24 protein-coding genes and 1 pseudogene are annotated in these 15,866 nt (G+C 36.3%); 24 read left to right on the top strand and 1 reads right to left on the bottom strand.

Going from position 1 to position 15,866, the window contains the following annotated elements; all coding sequences use genetic code 11:
* The first annotated feature begins 12 nt into the window (after window positions 1-12).
* From RV13_RS01920 to RV13_RS20935, 13 genes and pseudogenes are all read left to right on the top strand, one after another.
* The gene (locus RV13_RS01920; protein WP_060789308.1) at window positions 13-312 is read left to right on the top strand and encodes a hypothetical protein; all 300 of its coding nucleotides are present in this window, start codon (window positions 13-15) and stop codon (window positions 310-312) included.
* Window positions 312-1,238: a DUF3102 domain-containing protein gene (locus tag RV13_RS01915; RefSeq protein ID WP_070509087.1), complete on the top strand. Its 927-nt coding sequence runs from the start codon at window positions 312-314 to the stop codon at window positions 1,236-1,238. Before RV13_RS01920 ends, RV13_RS01915 begins: the two co-directional genes overlap by 1 nt.
* The gene (locus tag RV13_RS01910) at window positions 1,231-1,773 is read left to right on the top strand and encodes an ORF6C domain-containing protein (protein ID WP_060789309.1); all 543 of its coding nucleotides are present in this window, start codon (window positions 1,231-1,233) and stop codon (window positions 1,771-1,773) included. Before RV13_RS01915 ends, RV13_RS01910 begins: the two co-directional genes overlap by 8 nt.
* A complete protein-coding gene (locus RV13_RS01905) occupies window positions 1,766-2,176 on the top strand; it encodes a hypothetical protein (RefSeq protein ID WP_060789310.1) in 411 nt (136 codons plus the stop codon). The genes RV13_RS01910 and RV13_RS01905 overlap by 8 nt, the downstream gene beginning before the upstream one ends.
* Entirely contained in the window at window positions 2,169-2,342 is a 174-nt protein-coding gene (locus RV13_RS20940) for a hypothetical protein (RefSeq protein WP_169794376.1), read from the top strand. Before RV13_RS01905 ends, RV13_RS20940 begins: the two co-directional genes overlap by 8 nt.
* Window positions 2,335-2,769: a hypothetical protein gene (locus tag RV13_RS20660; RefSeq protein WP_060789311.1), complete on the top strand. Its 435-nt coding sequence runs from the start codon at window positions 2,335-2,337 to the stop codon at window positions 2,767-2,769. The genes RV13_RS20940 and RV13_RS20660 overlap by 8 nt, the downstream gene beginning before the upstream one ends.
* Window positions 2,770-2,923: 154 nt before the next feature.
* The gene (locus RV13_RS01895; RefSeq protein WP_060789312.1) at window positions 2,924-3,661 is read left to right on the top strand and encodes a conserved phage C-terminal domain-containing protein; all 738 of its coding nucleotides are present in this window, start codon (window positions 2,924-2,926) and stop codon (window positions 3,659-3,661) included.
* The gene (locus RV13_RS01890) at window positions 3,662-4,552 is read left to right on the top strand and encodes an ATP-binding protein (protein ID WP_060789313.1); all 891 of its coding nucleotides are present in this window, start codon (window positions 3,662-3,664) and stop codon (window positions 4,550-4,552) included.
* A 15-nt stretch (window positions 4,553-4,567) separates the two neighbouring features.
* Window positions 4,568-4,834, top strand: coding sequence for a hypothetical protein (locus RV13_RS01885; protein ID WP_060789314.1), 267 nt, complete (start codon window positions 4,568-4,570; stop codon window positions 4,832-4,834).
* 65 nt (window positions 4,835-4,899) lie between these two features.
* Window positions 4,900-5,319 carry a hypothetical protein gene (locus RV13_RS01880; RefSeq protein ID WP_060789315.1) on the top strand — a complete coding sequence of 140 codons (420 nt, stop codon included), beginning with the start codon at window positions 4,900-4,902 and terminating at the stop codon, window positions 5,317-5,319.
* A gap of 156 nt (window positions 5,320-5,475) precedes the next feature.
* The gene (locus tag RV13_RS21495; protein ID WP_255212362.1) at window positions 5,476-5,604 is read left to right on the top strand and encodes a hypothetical protein; all 129 of its coding nucleotides are present in this window, start codon (window positions 5,476-5,478) and stop codon (window positions 5,602-5,604) included.
* Between the two features lie 123 nt (window positions 5,605-5,727).
* Window positions 5,728-5,922, top strand: a pseudogene (locus RV13_RS21250) (nucleoside triphosphate pyrophosphohydrolase family protein); the annotation flags it as partial.
* Window positions 5,923-6,083: 161 nt separating this feature from the next.
* On the top strand, window positions 6,084-6,251 hold the full coding sequence (locus RV13_RS20935; protein ID WP_016178315.1) for a hypothetical protein: 168 nt from the start codon (window positions 6,084-6,086) through the stop codon (window positions 6,249-6,251).
* A gap of 52 nt (window positions 6,252-6,303) precedes the next feature.
* On the opposite strand, the gene RV13_RS01870 is transcribed toward RV13_RS20935, so the two are convergent.
* Window positions 6,304-6,822, bottom strand: a complete 519-nt coding sequence (locus RV13_RS01870; protein WP_016178316.1) for an HdeD family acid-resistance protein — start codon at window positions 6,820-6,822, stop codon at window positions 6,304-6,306.
* Between the two features lie 111 nt (window positions 6,823-6,933).
* Between RV13_RS01870 and RV13_RS01865 the strand changes: the two genes are divergently transcribed.
* From RV13_RS01865 to RV13_RS01820, 11 genes are all read left to right on the top strand, one after another.
* Window positions 6,934-7,434, top strand: a complete 501-nt coding sequence (locus RV13_RS01865) for a hypothetical protein (RefSeq protein ID WP_227131886.1) — start codon at window positions 6,934-6,936, stop codon at window positions 7,432-7,434.
* A gap of 2 nt (window positions 7,435-7,436) precedes the next feature.
* The gene (locus RV13_RS01860) at window positions 7,437-7,823 is read left to right on the top strand and encodes a hypothetical protein (RefSeq protein ID WP_028020968.1); all 387 of its coding nucleotides are present in this window, start codon (window positions 7,437-7,439) and stop codon (window positions 7,821-7,823) included.
* A gap of 1,091 nt (window positions 7,824-8,914) precedes the next feature.
* Window positions 8,915-9,394, top strand: coding sequence for an RNA polymerase sigma factor sigma-70 region 4 domain-containing protein (locus tag RV13_RS01855; RefSeq protein WP_010743598.1), 480 nt, complete (start codon window positions 8,915-8,917; stop codon window positions 9,392-9,394).
* Between the two features lie 581 nt (window positions 9,395-9,975).
* A complete protein-coding gene (locus RV13_RS21245) occupies window positions 9,976-10,059 on the top strand; it encodes a putative holin-like toxin (protein ID WP_219924597.1) in 84 nt (27 codons plus the stop codon).
* 188 nt (window positions 10,060-10,247) lie between these two features.
* Window positions 10,248-10,430, top strand: coding sequence for a hypothetical protein (locus tag RV13_RS01850; RefSeq protein WP_010743597.1), 183 nt, complete (start codon window positions 10,248-10,250; stop codon window positions 10,428-10,430).
* Between the two features lie 330 nt (window positions 10,431-10,760).
* Window positions 10,761-10,985 (top strand): hypothetical protein, encoded by a 225-nt coding sequence (locus RV13_RS01845; RefSeq protein WP_010743596.1) that lies wholly within the window; start codon window positions 10,761-10,763, stop codon window positions 10,983-10,985.
* Window positions 10,986-11,010: 25 nt separating this feature from the next.
* Complete coding sequence (locus tag RV13_RS01840; RefSeq protein ID WP_010743595.1) at window positions 11,011-11,367, top strand: phBC6A51 family helix-turn-helix protein; 357 nt, start codon at window positions 11,011-11,013, stop codon at window positions 11,365-11,367.
* A complete protein-coding gene (locus RV13_RS01835; protein WP_227131890.1) occupies window positions 11,360-12,640 on the top strand; it encodes a PBSX family phage terminase large subunit in 1,281 nt (426 codons plus the stop codon). Before RV13_RS01840 ends, RV13_RS01835 begins: the two co-directional genes overlap by 8 nt.
* Window positions 12,641-12,657: 17 nt before the next feature.
* Window positions 12,658-14,076: a phage portal protein gene (locus RV13_RS01830; RefSeq protein WP_010743593.1), complete on the top strand. Its 1,419-nt coding sequence runs from the start codon at window positions 12,658-12,660 to the stop codon at window positions 14,074-14,076.
* The gene (locus RV13_RS01825; protein WP_010743592.1) at window positions 14,048-14,524 is read left to right on the top strand and encodes a ribosomal-processing cysteine protease Prp; all 477 of its coding nucleotides are present in this window, start codon (window positions 14,048-14,050) and stop codon (window positions 14,522-14,524) included. The genes RV13_RS01830 and RV13_RS01825 overlap by 29 nt, the downstream gene beginning before the upstream one ends.
* The gene (locus RV13_RS01820; RefSeq protein WP_010743591.1) at window positions 14,505-15,743 is read left to right on the top strand and encodes a minor capsid protein; all 1,239 of its coding nucleotides are present in this window, start codon (window positions 14,505-14,507) and stop codon (window positions 15,741-15,743) included. The genes RV13_RS01825 and RV13_RS01820 overlap by 20 nt, the downstream gene beginning before the upstream one ends.
* Window positions 15,744-15,866: the final 123 nt, after the last annotated feature.

The raw sequence follows: 15,866 nt of genomic DNA, 5'->3' as shown, positions 1-15,866 counted from the left end.
GAGGTGTTGATATTGAAGAAGCCAACACTAGCAGAACTAATCGAATCCGCAGAAAAAAATGTAAAACCAGATGACTGGTATCGACAAGGTTTGATCTTAGAAATGTTTCATGGAATGTCGAAGACGACACTGGTTGAATATTGTAAAGAGATGGAAGGCATCGACGAATTCAAAGATGGAATCCTTAGACCGGGGCATTCGACAACTTTCATTCATGTCCATACATTCATTTGGTTTCTACGATGGAAAGATGAGAACAAATACAGGACTAAGAAAGTATCTCCTAATGACATTTTGAAAGAGGCCAGTTGATGAAAATGAATGAAATTGAATTATCAAATGACATTAATATAATTACGGCACAAATTAAATCCTTTGAAGAAGCTGGAAATTATCTTATTTGGGAGATTGGCAGAAGATTAGTACATGTAAAAAACAATAAATTAAATCACGGAGATTTTGGTGACTGGTTAAATGAACTGAATATGAATCATGATTTAGCGAACAGATATATGAAAATCGTAAAAGAGCTTGATGGAAAATACGACTCGAATCGGAATTTGGGACTTCAAAATTTATATGCTATTGCCACACTTCCCGAAGAAGAACGAACCAAAGAACATGTCACTACTAAAGGTGAAACCAAAACCCCAGATGAAATGACAGTTCGCGAATTGCAAGAATTAAAAAAGCAACTCAAGAAAAAGGACGCTCTGCTAAGTAAGAAGGACAAGCAGCTTAAGGAGCATGAAGAACGAATCGAGGAGTTGGAACTTATCGGTCCCGAAGTCATCGAGAAAAAAATTGAAGTGGAGAAGGTACCTGAAGATTATCAAGCCGCTAAAACTGAAAATGAAAGCCTGAAAAAACAATTATCTTCTATTCAAAGTGATTTAAGGCTATTGAAAATTGAACACGATCTACTTGAAAAAAATACTGCAGAGGCCAAGCGATTGGAAGCGAATATTCAAACTTTACGAAAACAAGAACGGTCCATTGACAAGAAAGTAAAAGCTTTATTCGATTTTAATGACCGAATAATAAACATTAATCGATTCTTTGATACCGAAATGGCAAGTTTACGATTTAAACCTCTAATTAATGAGTTGCAAGATACGTATGCAACAAATCAGCTAATCAGTGTAGTAGATATGGTTCAAGCGTGGGTAGAAGAGATGCAGGCAATCCTGCCTGACAAAAATAGAAAAATTATAGAAGGAGAGATTATTGATGATTGAGAATTTACAGCTTAGCAGTAATGGAGCTATCGACAAAGGATTAGAAGCTATTAGTTTTACAATGCAACGCCAAGATGAACAAAGTAAAGCAATCCAGCAAATGATTGGTGAAATTTACAATACACGAAATGAAGTAAAAGAAATCGAAACCAATTTGAAAAAGGACATTCAGAAAATGAACGATCGAATTTTCTTAGATGAATCTGAAGTACTTGAGGTTAAAAGTGAAGTGTATAAGAAAGCTACAATCCTCACTAAGGGTTACTTTAAAAGAGCCAACAATGGTGTTGAACTGCGAGTCAGTTCAAATCTGTTGTTAAGCAAGATGGGCCAAATACGAGGGAGAGTGTGGGATAAGCTAAAAAAGGAGTTTCATGTTCGCAAATACGTAAATATTCGACACAAGGATTTTGAGAATGCTCTTGAGTTTGTGAAAGAATTGGATCTATCAGACTTTAAATATTATGAAATGAGAATGACACCAAAACAGTTAGAAATTATCGAATTAGAGAAAGGAAATAAAAATCATGAATAAACAAGATGAGCTATGGGAGCAACAGGACAAACTTATTGGAGACATCGATTTTATTTTGAGAGCATTTCAAGAAGAAACACCTATCTATAACGTTGTGACAGACAATTATCCGGCCATTGAAAGCTTTATCGGGAACTCTGCATTGGAAACCTCAAATGGAAATGCCGGTTATATCATGCACGGAGAAAATGATGAGATCATTTTCGCACAGTTCTTTTCTGATAATAAAAAGATTCATACGTATATGAAGGACGGAAAAATCATTAGTCAACAATTTCTAGTGCTTGATCCTGAAATGAAAGGCTCTTTAAATAAGTTAGATTGCCTGGTTAAGAAAGCCGAAGAGCTTCGAGTGATCCAAAACGAATTAGATGAACTAGAAGAGGAACAGATCGATGAATAAGAAAGTAAATTTAGTCTTAGCATCCATCTTGTTTGGAGGCGTGGCCACAGTGCTGCCAACACTACTTAAAATTTGTTTGTTTGTGGCGATCGCGTTGATTCTTTTTATTCAGTATGACGAGTGGGAATATGAACAGAGAGTAAAAGGAGGTATGAAAAATGAGTAACACGGAAACACCTTATTTAACTTACGGTCTAGGTTATGCAGAAGATGAACGATTAGCAGATAAAGATCCATATCATGAAGATGTGCTTGATCTAGCGGATTATTTAATTAAGAAATATCCGAAAGAACGGTGGAGCATTATGCATAAAATGTTTTCTATTGGCTTTTACTGTGGTGAACGATCAACCATCGGTTGTGCTCTTAGCGATGCTGAATTACTCCAACATGCTGCAGAGCTAACTTCGGTCTCTAATCAGATTCGAATTATCAATCGATTATTAGAAAATGTAGAGTATTCAAGAGCTTCAGGAGACGAATTTGCAGTACATCACCAAGTCCAATCGGGATTGCTTGATGATATTGGTGATAGTCTTTCTGAGTTAATAGATGTAATCCAAAACATTTTAAATGTAATTTGTCCAGATTAGAGAGGTTAATTTATATGAAAAAGAAAATAAAACAAGAGCCTACTTCGTCCGCCAACGAAGTAAGCGAAGAAAAATAAAGCTAGTATTTCGTAAATATTACCATGACAACAGCAAGTAATGCAACAAATGAAATAGAAAGTAAGCAGGTAAAGGCATGGATAAAAATAATTTTAAACAAGAGGACTTACTCTCATTAGGATACGGGATGATTCCAAAGCTAGTGATGAAAGATCGTGGCTTAACGGTTGAGGCTAAGGCTATATACGCATATTTATGTTCTTATTGCGGAGCCGGAGATACGGCTTTTCCATCCATAAAACTAATGTGTCACGACTTAGGAATAAGTGAAAGACGGTTCCACAGACACATGAAGCAACTAAGAGATTCCAATTATGTTCTGGCAACACGTGAACGGACAGATAATGGCTTCAGCAATAATATCTATACTTTGCCAAAATTCGTTCAGGAACAAATTGTAACCGATGAGAATGTACACGTACAAAACGTACGGTTACGTGGTGTACCCACTAATATTAACAGTTCTAATATTAACAGTATTAAAAGTAACAGTAATAATAAAAACCATATGTCGAGCAAGCCCGACTCGATCCCTTATTCGGACATTATCAAGTATCTAAACAAAAAAGCTAACAGGTCCTTCAAGGTCACAAATAAGTGGAAAGATTTGATAAAAGCACGATGGAACGAGGGTCAAAGATATGATGATTTCATCAAGGTTATTGATATCAAAACATCCCAATGGCTAGATAACCCTAAAATGAGTAATTATCTTAGACCAGAAACGTTGTTCAGCAATAAGTTTGATAGTTATTTGAACGAACAATTGAAACCTAAGAGGGAATCAAATTCCAATAGCCCGGTGGTGTTTTAGATGGATTTTCCGTTGTTGGATGAATTAAAAGAGACTGATGAAACCTGTTCAATACATGGCTGCCTATTGGTTCAGTTGAGAGATATGGAACCATTTTGCATTGAGTGCCGAAAAGAACAGCTGGCTGAATCAGAACAAAAGGAAATAGACAGTGCTCTATCTGAACACCAGAAACGTCGAACAATCGAAGTGTTGAAAAAAGACTCGATCGTAGGTGATCCGAGTTTATGGAATGCATCTTTCAGTAACTATGACCCAGAAGGTGAAGAATCGAAACAAGCTTTGCTGATGGCCAGGAAATCTGCTGGAACCTATATGACAAATCTTGAAGCAGAAAAGAGATGCTTGAAAATTATTGCTGATGAAGACAAAACGGACGAAGAACGTGAGAAGGCGAGAAAAGATCTGAAAATGATACCTAGCTTCAATACTCTTTTTACAGGAGTTCCTGGGGTCGGTAAATCACATCTAGCTATGGCGATGTTACAGGCAGTCAATCAGCATTCGAAAGAAATGGTAAGTTGCCTGTTTATCTCAATGAATGACATGTTCCGATTGATTAAGGCAAGCTTTGGCAATCGCGAGAGCAAATACACCGAATTGAATATGACTGACTTGCTTTCGAAAGTCGATTTATTGGTGTTGGATGATTTGGGCTCTGAATCGTCGTTTAAGCGCGAGAACCGAGAAGCGGGAGAATATATCCAAAATGTAATTTTCGGCGTGTTAAACGCACGCCAACATACGATAATCACCACTAATTTGAATAACGAACAATTGGAAGAAATCTACAATCCCAAAATCACTAGTCGAATTTATAAAGGTGTTGATGGACACATTATTAAATTTACTAAAAAAACTCAAGATAAACGTAGTAAACCAAGGTTTTAAGAATGGAGGTATCACATGATTTCAATGGTTGATAATAAAAAGAATTTGGTTTCGAACCTAGAAACATTAGTCGGGGATATCAAAAATCAAATTGATGAGGGTGTAAAAGATCCGGAATTATTACAACAAGATTTGATTATGGTTGTTGGAAATGCCGCTCAGTTATCTGATGAATTAGCAAAAGAGTTTTGTCCAATGTGCCACGGTGAGAAAGTAGTCGTTGATGAACAATCATCCATAGCTAAGTGGATGCCGTGTCCGAAGTGCAACAAGTGTGAATAGAAATAGTGGTTATTACTGTATGGCCACTTTATAAATCAATAAAACATATATTTGGGGGAATAGAAATGATTGATATCGAAAATATTAAAAAAAGAATCGCTCTATCGATGGTAACAAGTCACTTTAAAACTTATCGCGAGACAGATAGTTTCAAGAGTCTTAAATCAAGCGATCTCCCTGCCCAGGAGAAAAAAGAGTGTATGGTCCTTGATATCTACAAGCAAATTAAACTCTCGCTATTAGAGATTGAGATAGAGACTATGACGAATATGAACAACATTAGCTTAGTAACAAAAAAAGTTATTGATTTGACACAAGATAACATCGGATTTCAGACAGAATTTTACAGCTTGCTTCAAAAAGAAATGCATCATGAAAAGAGCGATGATTCAATCATGAGTATTTATTACAGCATTATGCGTGAAAAAAACATTGTTCTTTTCGAAGTGATTGAAGAAGTAGTTGATGTTGCAATAGCACAATAAAATAACAGGGTGAAAAGAGTCCGGTTGTGAAAAAAGCCCATTTCTCGTATCAAAGTTGTAAAAAATAGAAAAAGGCTCTATATCAACATTTATGTGTCGTTGCAACCAAATTACAAGATTAGAGTGGTTTTTGCAACCGGAGGGGGCATAAAGTTTATGAATGATTACAAAAGGCAAGCATTCTTTGAATTAAAACAAGGAAACTATGAACGGTATCACTATTTCATAAAAATGAATCGAATAGCTCGAAAGAAAAAGAATGATACAACAAAATATCCTATCTGAAAAAAAGTGACAAAAAAATGTAATGTTTCGGAAAAAGTTGTAAGAGTAATTGGGTATCGCCTCGTAAGGTCAAGAAGAAACCTTCAAAAAGAAAAAAACGTGATTGATGGCTAGAACTTACCAGCTGTTGTCAGAGACGATAAAGACGCCCTCAGAGATGCGATAGGCGATTCGGTCATAACATTACTCAATCTAGCTTTGCAGAACGATATGAGCCTGTATGAGTGCGTGATGCACGCATATGGTGAGATACAAGGTCGAGACGGGAAAATGATCAACGGCATGTTTGTTAAGTCTGAGGACTTGAAGATTGGATAGTTCCGCTTAGAAGGGATTTAATACTTTTTAAATATTATATGGGGGTTACTACCCATTAGTTTTCTGTTGTTCGGCGGGAAGTGGAGTATTGGTAATTTTATTGAGCTAAACATGTCATCGTTTCTATGGAATAGTAAGAGAGCATACAAGGAGGACGGCGAATGAAAGATCAAGTCTCAATTCCAGAGGTGAGAGAGGCTATTAAAAGAGTCAAAGATATTACACCAGTGATGAATAGAACTGAATTTCTTCAATTGATTGCATTATACAAACGTGTTTTAGAACGATATGAAAAAGAGGAATATCTAAACGGGTTGCCAGAAGAATAATAGTTCCGGTAACCACGCCTATCATATAAAAATAGAGGCAGAAGCCTCTATTTTAAAACGCATATGCGATAAGAGAAATTCCAATCATCATTAAATAAAAACCAACTAAGAATGCTAATGTAAATGCTGAAACAATTGGATTAAATAAGAGCATAATTCCTACAATTATCCCAATAATATTTACTATCAGAATAAACCAATAGTAACTTGATCCATTGACCTTGTAAATATCTGCTCCTACAAGCCCCATAATTGAATCTACAATAAACCAAATAGCAAAAATATAAGGTAGGGCTAGTAAACCTGCATTAGTATTGAAGAGTAAAAATACACCAATTAGCAGGTCAAATATACCGAGAATCATTAGTAGGGTTGATTTTTGATTAGTGAATTCATGAAGTTTACGTCTAAAAAACAGTTCAAAAATTCCCTTTAAAACTGCAGCAATGGCAAAAACGTAGACAACTGCTTTTAAACTACTATCTGGATTATTAAATGATACTAAAGAAGCTATAACAAAAAGTAATCCAATTAAAAAATATTCCCAACTAAATCCAATTTTTCTTACCATGCTTATCACCTCCTTATGATAAATAATAGTATAACCTTATGAATAAAATAATGAAAATAAAACGTAAATAATACGCTAATTCAGCCTATCAAGTAAGAAAAGAGGTATGAAATGGAAATACGAGAAGTTATAGAGAAAATAAAGCAAGAAAAATATGATTTTTCAAAACCGTGGACGTCACTGGACAGATCGGATTATAAGGAAGGATACAATGATGCCTCCGATGACATTATCGGAATTGTTAATCAACTAGACGAACCGACGAAAGTGATTGCTCATTTGGCCGAAAAATGGCACGAAGACATTGGTCCTGTTCTCTGGTGGGATTTCCCAGTCGAAGAACCACCATATTGCGGCACGCCACTAGATGACGATTTTCCAAAGTATAAGACACATTTTACTGAACTTCATATTCCAGACGAGGTCGAGGAAGAGCCGAAGTGGATAGTTTGTTATAGCACTATGTATCTAAAGAGTCCATTAGAAACAGGACAAATTGAGACAGTAGAAATTACGCCCAAAAAAGAACTAGCATGTCATTTCAAAAGCTATAAAGAAGCAAAACAACAGACGTCATTAATAGGTGGCGCAGTCGAGAAAGTGGAGGAGTGAGAATGAGTGAAGTAGTGATTGATCCACAGGAGTATTACGTGTGGCTTGCATGTGAAAACGGATGGAATCGAGCAGTTGGCTTCAAAGCAAAAATAGCTGGTATAGATTGTTCCGTCGTCATGGTGCCGATTGATCCTATCGAGATAGTTTTTAGTGATCTCAACTCGGGATCAAGGATATTATCATTACCAATTTCGATACTTGATATGATCATGTGTGATACAAAAGAAAAAATGCTCGTATTGATGAAGGAGAATGCAGGTTTAGCAGCGAAAAAGATTGAGTATAGCGGAATAGACTTAGTACGTGAAGAATCAAGAAAAGCCAAAGGTTCGTTTGAAAAGAAGTTTGGTCCAATGCCGGACTTTGAGAAAACTTCTGTTTGCTAAGATTCGGTAACTGAAGCCATAGTAAAAAAGACTGCCGCGGTATGAAACGGCAGTCAATGAACTATGGGTAGCTGATTAGAATAGTTCAAAGGTATTTTACACCTAAAACAAAAATAAAAAAAGACAGCCGACCACTGGCTGCCTTGGAAAAGAACTCTCGTCTAGTTTCCGCTAGACAAAATAATTTGTAACAAAAAAAGACCGCTGGGGATTGGTCAGCGGCCATGAGCTGATTGAAATATGCTTTTAACCCGATTAAAAAGGAGGGGCCAGCTCATCACTATTGTACACCTAGTAGCGCAATAAAAAAAGACCGCTAGGCAGTCAGTTAGCGGTCAATGAGCCGATTGCGAAAGTTGTTTGTAGTCAACAAAAGAAAATATCAGCTCTTCATAATTGTATCATAAAAAGGACCGCTTTTTCATATGGCAGTCCCTAAGCTAGTGTAGTATTCTTGGATTATTTATGGATTTTTCTAGCTCAAATATATTGTACACCTATGTGAATCAAAGTGAAATAACAAAAAAATAAATTAAGAAGCCTAGGTTTTATGAATTTGAAAGGTATAATGCCTGGTTTTCGTTAGACAAAATAGTTTTATCACAAAAATAGACCACTAAAAAAGCGGTCTACGAGCTAGATGAAATAGGTTTTGACGTTAACGAAAATTAGAAAGGAAAGAACTAGCTCATTTAGATGATACCATAGAAAAAGACCACTGAACAGTTATATCAGCGGTCCCTGAGTTAGGTCGTTGTGCTTATAATAAGTGGGTTATATTTTTATTTAACCTAACTCATTGGGCTAGTGCAGTGTCAAAATTGTCGGTCTCAAACTTCAAGAAAATTACTAGCCCTAGTCTTATTTTACACGGAGATAAGTAAGAAAAAAAGACCGCTGAGTAAAAAAACAGCGGCTTGTGAACTAGAAAAATTCGGGTAATATGGAAAAATTAGAAACCAGCTCACACTAAAAGTTTATCAAATTCATTTTTCCGTTTCAAGATCGTACAAAAAAACGCTGGGAAAGTTCCCAACGCCTCTTTATGAATAAAAACTGACAAGATAATTATACCATAAGGAGTGGCGATTGTGAGATTTCAATGGTTAAAGGATTATCAAGATTTGGAAGAACAGTTACTCTACTTAAAGTGGAATCTGAATAAAAGTAAACTTGAATTGATTCGGTGGACAACTGGTGATTTATCGAAAGTACGTATAGAAAAAAACTCTCGATCGTCATTGCTCGAGGAGAATATTACTCAAATTGAAAATGAGATTGAATTGTTAGAAGAACAACAAAAGGAAATGTTGGTCATTATTCAATCTTTCAAAGGAGTCGAAAATGAAATTGTTCGTATGAAGTACATTGAGGGATTAACTTTGGAAGAAATAGTGGAAGAAACCGGATATAGCGATTCTTACATAAGAAAAAAGCATGCGGAAATCAGAAGTAAGCTTCAATTTATTGATGATTACGAGGCTCGCCATTTAGATAGAAAAGCAAAAAAAGAAGAGCTTGAATACTACGATGAAAAAAGGAGAAAAACTCAGCAACTTTCCCTTTTTTGAAAATTTCAACATTCACTAAATGTGCACTCATTTTGTGTATGGAAGTATTGAAATAGGCATGATATTTTATTAGCATAGAAAATTTTGAAAGGAGGAAGCTCCTCTTCGTTTCAATTTTTTCGATCGTTTGCAAGACGATAAATACTAGACGGCACAAAAAATAAATAATGAATGGAGTTGAAAAGTTTCATTTCCGTTGAAAGTTCGCTGTGCTGTCTATTGTTATCAAATAATTTTTATTAAAATTTATAGATTTCGAATATGTTCTTTTGTATAATATTTAACGTAGAGAAGTTAAGATGAGTAGCTCCATTTTTATGACTCTGCGCAAGTTAAAAAAAAAATGATATACCTTGAGAATGATTTTTTAAACGATTTAAAAAAAGATCTTACTCATCTTAACAACTCTACAGGGCGTGCATACAGCACGTTCTTTTTTGCTGTTAAATTAAAACATACTAGCATGATTATTAGTCTTTTTGTATAATATTTGCGTAGAAAAGTGAAAAGATGGTGGCTAATCTCTTGAATAAAGGGGTGATGCCTATGGTTCATAGCTTTATCCCTAGAAGGGAGTAGGCATGTCTGTTTATCAAGCATTGTCACTGATGATCGCATTTGCGACGTTAGTGTTGCTGATTACAGATCACAAGAACAAAAAATAACCATCTAACACTTTGGCGAGGATAGATGGTTTAACAAAAAAACTATTCATTTAAGCCACCGTCTTTTTAACGGTTCTACATGGGGCGTGTTACCAGCACGTCCTTTTTCTATGTCTATTATAGCATGGGAAAATAGAAAATCAATTGAGATCGCTTCGGCGGTCTTTTTATTTTGAGGAGGAATGAGAATGCTACAAGAAGCTATTATCAAGGGTGAAACAGCATATTTGAAAAACTTGACTCGAAGAAAAGATGTCTCAGTTGAAGAAATCGTTGAGGCTAAAGAATCATTGAACAATAAAGTTAGGGGAATGAAATTAGATCGTGCAGTTGAAATGATTGCCGACCCAGAAGGAACGTACAGAATCTAGCAGTCTCCTCGTGAGGCTGTTTTATTTTGCTCACAAAAATAGACCACTACCGGGTAATAGTGGTCAGGAATTAAATGAAAAAGATGTTAAAGGGTTGTTAGACAAGTATAACATCATAGCGTTTACATAGCAATACAAAAAAGAGCCACTGTTTCCGCAGCAGCCCTTTAGTGTAACAAGTAACTATAAATATATCATCCTTGGCCATGTATTTCAACACACAAAAATAGACCGCTGTTTCCGCAGCGATCTATCTGTGAAACGTAAACAATTTATACATAAAGCATACAATAATAACGCTTACATTGCAACGCAGAAAGGGATAGAGCAATGAAAACTTACTGGTACGTGTCATTAAACAATAAATATCCGAAGCCAATGAAAGGACAACATAAACGTGTTGTGATGTCTGTTCAAATGAAGGCGAAGTATTCAATTGTCGAAATGACCAGAGAGGCAACGCCAGTAGAGATTGATCATTGCAAGCTAGTTTATTGTGGGTATGGGCGTTGGAAAGATGCTCATATACAAGAAAACATCAGAAAATACGTTTAGTTTGTTTTAGTTTGGAGGTGATTTTATGAAACTTACTAATAGGCATAATAAGGCTATAGAATTGCTGTTCGAAGGCTCTTTAAAGCGGATTGAAATCGCTGAAGAACTAAAGATAAGCGAACAGACACTTTACAATTGGTTAAAAGACGAAGATTTCACTCATGCTTATGATGAATATGTAAAAACTATTATGGGTAAGTCATCAGGTAAAGCGTTGAATACAATGTTGAAGCTTTTAGCAGCCAGATCAGAAATGGTTCGTTTTAACGCAGCTAAAGATATTCTTGATCGTGGAGGATTCGCTCCTGTTGATAAGAAGGAGATTACTTCAATTGAGCCTCCTGTATTTAAGGATGACATCAGTGGTGAGCCAGATGGTTAAACTATCTGAGTATTTGCCAAAAGCTTTTCATAGTACGTGGAAAGCAGCGATTAATCCAGAAATTCTACACATTGTAGAAAAAGGGGGACGTGGTTCCGGCAAATCTTCTGATATAGCTCATATCATCATTCAATTGGTCATGCGTTATCCCGTGAATGCAGTGGCGATTCGTTTTATCGACAATACGATTGAATTATCTGTTTTTGAACAATTGAGGTGGGCAATCGAAGAGCAAGGCGTAACGAGCTATTTTAAGGTCAATAAAAGTCCCATGAAAATTACATATCTGCCTAGAGGTAACTACATTACTTTTCGAGGTGCTCAGAATCCAGAACGGATCAAATCTTTAAAAGATAGCAAGTTTCCTTTCACAATAGCTTGGATAGAAGAATTAGCAGAGTTTAAAACAGAAGAAGATGTAACGACCATTACAAACTCCCTTTTACGTGGAGAGCTTGCAGATGGTCTTTTTTATAAGTTTTTTTACACTTACAACCCGCCGAAGAGAAAACAAAGTTGGGTGAATAAAAAATATGAGACTAGCTTCCAGCCCAAAAATACATATGTTCACCATACAACATATAAAGACAATCCCTTTATAGCTAAAGCCTTTATAGAAGAGGCAGAAGCAACAAAAGAACGTAATTCGAGGCGTTATGATTGGGAGTATTTAGGCAAAGCCATCGGTTCAGGTGTTGTTCCGTTCGATAATCTTCAAGTAGAACCAGGAAGTATTACGGATGAGATGGTAGCGAACTTTGACAACATCAGGAATGGTCTCGATTTTGGTTATGCAACAGATCCGCTAGCATTCGTTCGTTGGCATTATGACAAAAAGAAAAATGGGATTTACGCTATAGATGAAATCTATGGTGTAAAAATGAGCAATCGAGAGTTCTCAAATCAAGCAAAAGCAAGAGGGTATCAATCGGATGAAATATTTGCTGATTCCGCTGAGCCTAAATCAATTGCTGAACTTCAAAGTGAGCATGAGATTCGGAGAATTAGAGGAGTAAAAAAAGGACCTGATTCAGTCGAATACGGGGAAGAATGGTTAGACGACTTAGATTTTATCTGTATTGACCCGCTGAGAACACCAAATATTGCAAGAGAATTTGAAAATATAGATTACCAAGTGGATAAGGATGGGAATCCAAAGCCAAGACTTGAAGATAAAGACAACCATACGATTGATGCAACTCGATATGCTTTTAGTGAAGATATGAGAAATAATACAGCAGTAATCGGCAATAGAGCGAAAATCGGACTATAAAGGAGGGATAAAGTTAAATGGCGATTGTAGTAAATAGAGAAATAGCAGGAGATTTGAAAAATCCTTCTGCAGAACTATTAAATTACTGCTTGCAAGAACATCAGAAACAATTAGAGCGGTTAGAAAGACTTTCAAATTATTATGATGGAAAGCACGATATCTTGCTTAGAAAAAAAGAGAACGAATCGGCTCCGAATAATAAAGTTCTTATCAATCATGCGAAGTATGTAGTTGATATGAATGTTGGTTTTATGGTTGGCAATCCTGTTGCTTATTCAGGAACTGGAGAAGTTGATTTGTCGCCTATTCTTGACGAGTATGATCGTATTGATATTGTTTCACATGACACGGAATTAGAAAAAGATTTATCGACCTTTGGAATAGGTTATGAATTAATTTATTTGAAAGATGAGGCAGAATTATCTATAAAATGTATTGATCCACGAGGGATTTTTTTAGTTACTGATGACACTATCGACAAAAATCCGCTATTTGCGATTCACTATCAACCAGTATTCACTTTGCAAGGTGGCATTAGCCATTATATTGTTAAGTATTACAGTGATGATCGGATACTTACGTATAGAACTGAATCGAGAGGATTTGGCTCCTATCAGTTAGTTAAAGCTTTACCACACTATTTTGGAAGAGTTCCTGTAATTGAGTACAGAAACAATGAAGAAAAGCAGGGGGACTTTGAGCAAGCAATCTCATTAATTGACGCATATAACTTATTACAATCGGATCGACTGAACGACAAAGAAGCGTTCGTTGATGCGATTCTTTTTATTCAGGGGTTTGTTCTCCAAGACGGTGATGGTGAAAAGCTTCAGAAAGAAAAAATGCTCCAAGCTCCAGGTTCAAAATCTGATACAGCTGCAAGCTATCTAACAAAAGCATTAGATGAATCAAGTGTGACTTTGTTGCGTGATGCAATCCTAGATGACATTCATAAAGTAACGTATGTTCCAAATATGAATGATGAGAAGTTCGCGGGAAACGTTTCGGGTGAGGCAATGAAATATAAATTGTTTGGTTTGTTGCAATTAATGTCTGTGAAGTCTCGATACATGATTAAGGGATTAAGGCAACGCTTAGAAATATTTTCAACAGTGTTGAGGTACACAGAGCCAGAGATAGATATTTCAGGAGTGAAAATTAAGTTAAAACCTAATCTCCCAATTAACACGAGCGACATAATCAATCAGATTGTGACTGCTTATAACGCAGGGATTTTGCCACTAAAAATTTTATTGTCGTGGTTGCCCGATATTGATGATGTCGATGAAGTAATTGAACAATTGAATCTAGAAAAGGAAGAAAAAATTGAGCTACAGAAGAAAGTGATGGGCGTTCAAGCAGAAGACAGTCATTCGGATTTAGATGAACCACCTGAGGAGGAAGACGATGATCAAAGCAACGTTCATAAAGAGTAACGGCTCGTATATTAGTTATGAGATTACTGGTCATGCTCACTACGCTGAACCGGGCAAAGATATCGTTTGCGCTGGTGTGTCTACTCTTTTTATCACGATTACTAATCAATTACTTTGTAAATCGTACGTGAAGTTGCAAGACAAGAAAGTTTCCATTCTTAATCCGGATGAGATTGATAATGCGTTAGTCGAAGCGTTATTATGCGGTTTGTATGATATTCAACAAAACTATCCTAATTATGTTTCTGTTGAAGTATCTAAAAAATGGACAGCAAACATGAAGTATGCTGTCCATGGGTATTCAAAAACTTTTCATTCTAGAGATGAAGCAATCAAGTTTGCAGAGTCTGTTTCAGTTTCTCGTAGTCGGGTTTTGATGATTTGTCCACCGGGACTGCTACAGAAAAACTTTGATAGGGGGAAGTTAGTTGCCGAAAAAACAAGATGATTCCTACTGGCTCGATCGAGGGATTAAGCAAGAGAAAAAAATTAATGACGCTGCGAAACAAGTCGAACAAAAGATAATTGTAGCTTATCGACAGGCTCAAAGTTATTTGACGAGGCAAGTTAGAAAACTATTTAGTCGAGCGAAACAACGTTCTGGAATGGATGAGGGAGAAACAAGAGCGTTACTTAATCAAACTGTTCAACCTGATGAGTTAGTAGAATTGAGAAAGCTTGCTGATGATGTTTCTCATCCTGAACTTCAAGAGTCCGCAAGAAAACGATTGAATGGATTGGCATTTAAAGAGCGAATAACACGAGCTGAAGACTTGAAAGCCAAGTCTTTTTTAGTTTCCAAACAGATTGCTTCTGTGCAACTAGATAAATCGACTGAATTTTATATTGATGTTATTCACGATTCGTATAATGAGACAACTGCCGAAACAATCATAAGGCAAGTTGAGCAAACAAAATCTGATCAGATCATCAGTGTTCGGAATGGAAAAAAGCATGGTTCAAAAATAGAAGCATCTAAACAGACGCAAAAACGTGACGTACCGATTGAGGTGTGGAATGATCCTGATATTCGATCGACTGATTACGAATTCAAGGAGCTTTCAACTAAGTACACCAAGAATATTCTTGATTCTCATTGGCATGGTTCAAATTATTCAAAACGTATCTGGAAAGATACTGAAGCATTGGCCAAACGTCTTGAAGAGTTATTTACTGTTGAGTCTATGACAGGGATGTCCGAGTTTGAAATGGCTAAAGCGATAGCGACTGAATTTGACCGCTCAATTGGTGTTGCTCAGCGTTTAATACGAACCGAGGCCAATTATATGGCAAATCAAGCAAAGCTCAAAGCATGGCGAGACAGAGGTGTAAAAGAGTATCGTTTGATTGCTGTATTAGATTTAAGAACATCTGAAATTTGCCAGAAGAAAGACGGAAAGATTTATCTTGTTTCCGAAGCTGTTGTTAATGGGGAAGCCGGAACGTATCCACCGTTTCATCCTTGGTGTCGAACTGTTGCTGTTGCTATTATTGGCAAACGATCACTAACAGGCAAACGAATAGCCCATGATCCGATCAGCGGAAAAACAATTACCATGGAACAAAGAGAAACATATGATGATTGGATGAATAAGTTAAAACAACGATATTCTAAAAAAGAAATTGAGCTTCAGAAAAAGAAGCTTCGGAATTACAGAAAAAAATAATTAACTGCCCTGAATATGGCGTTAAACTGTTCGAAAATATCAAACATACTGATTGGGTCTATCAATCAAAAATCAAGTGGACTGGTTAAACTGGGCTGCTTTTTTTGCGTGCGCTAGGACTGA

Origin of the sequence: Enterococcus raffinosus (genome assembly GCF_001886185.1) — a bacterium.
Classification (GTDB): Bacteria; Bacillota; Bacilli; order Lactobacillales; family Enterococcaceae; genus Enterococcus_A; species Enterococcus_A raffinosus.
This window is presented reverse-complemented; position numbering and strand designations above follow the sequence as displayed.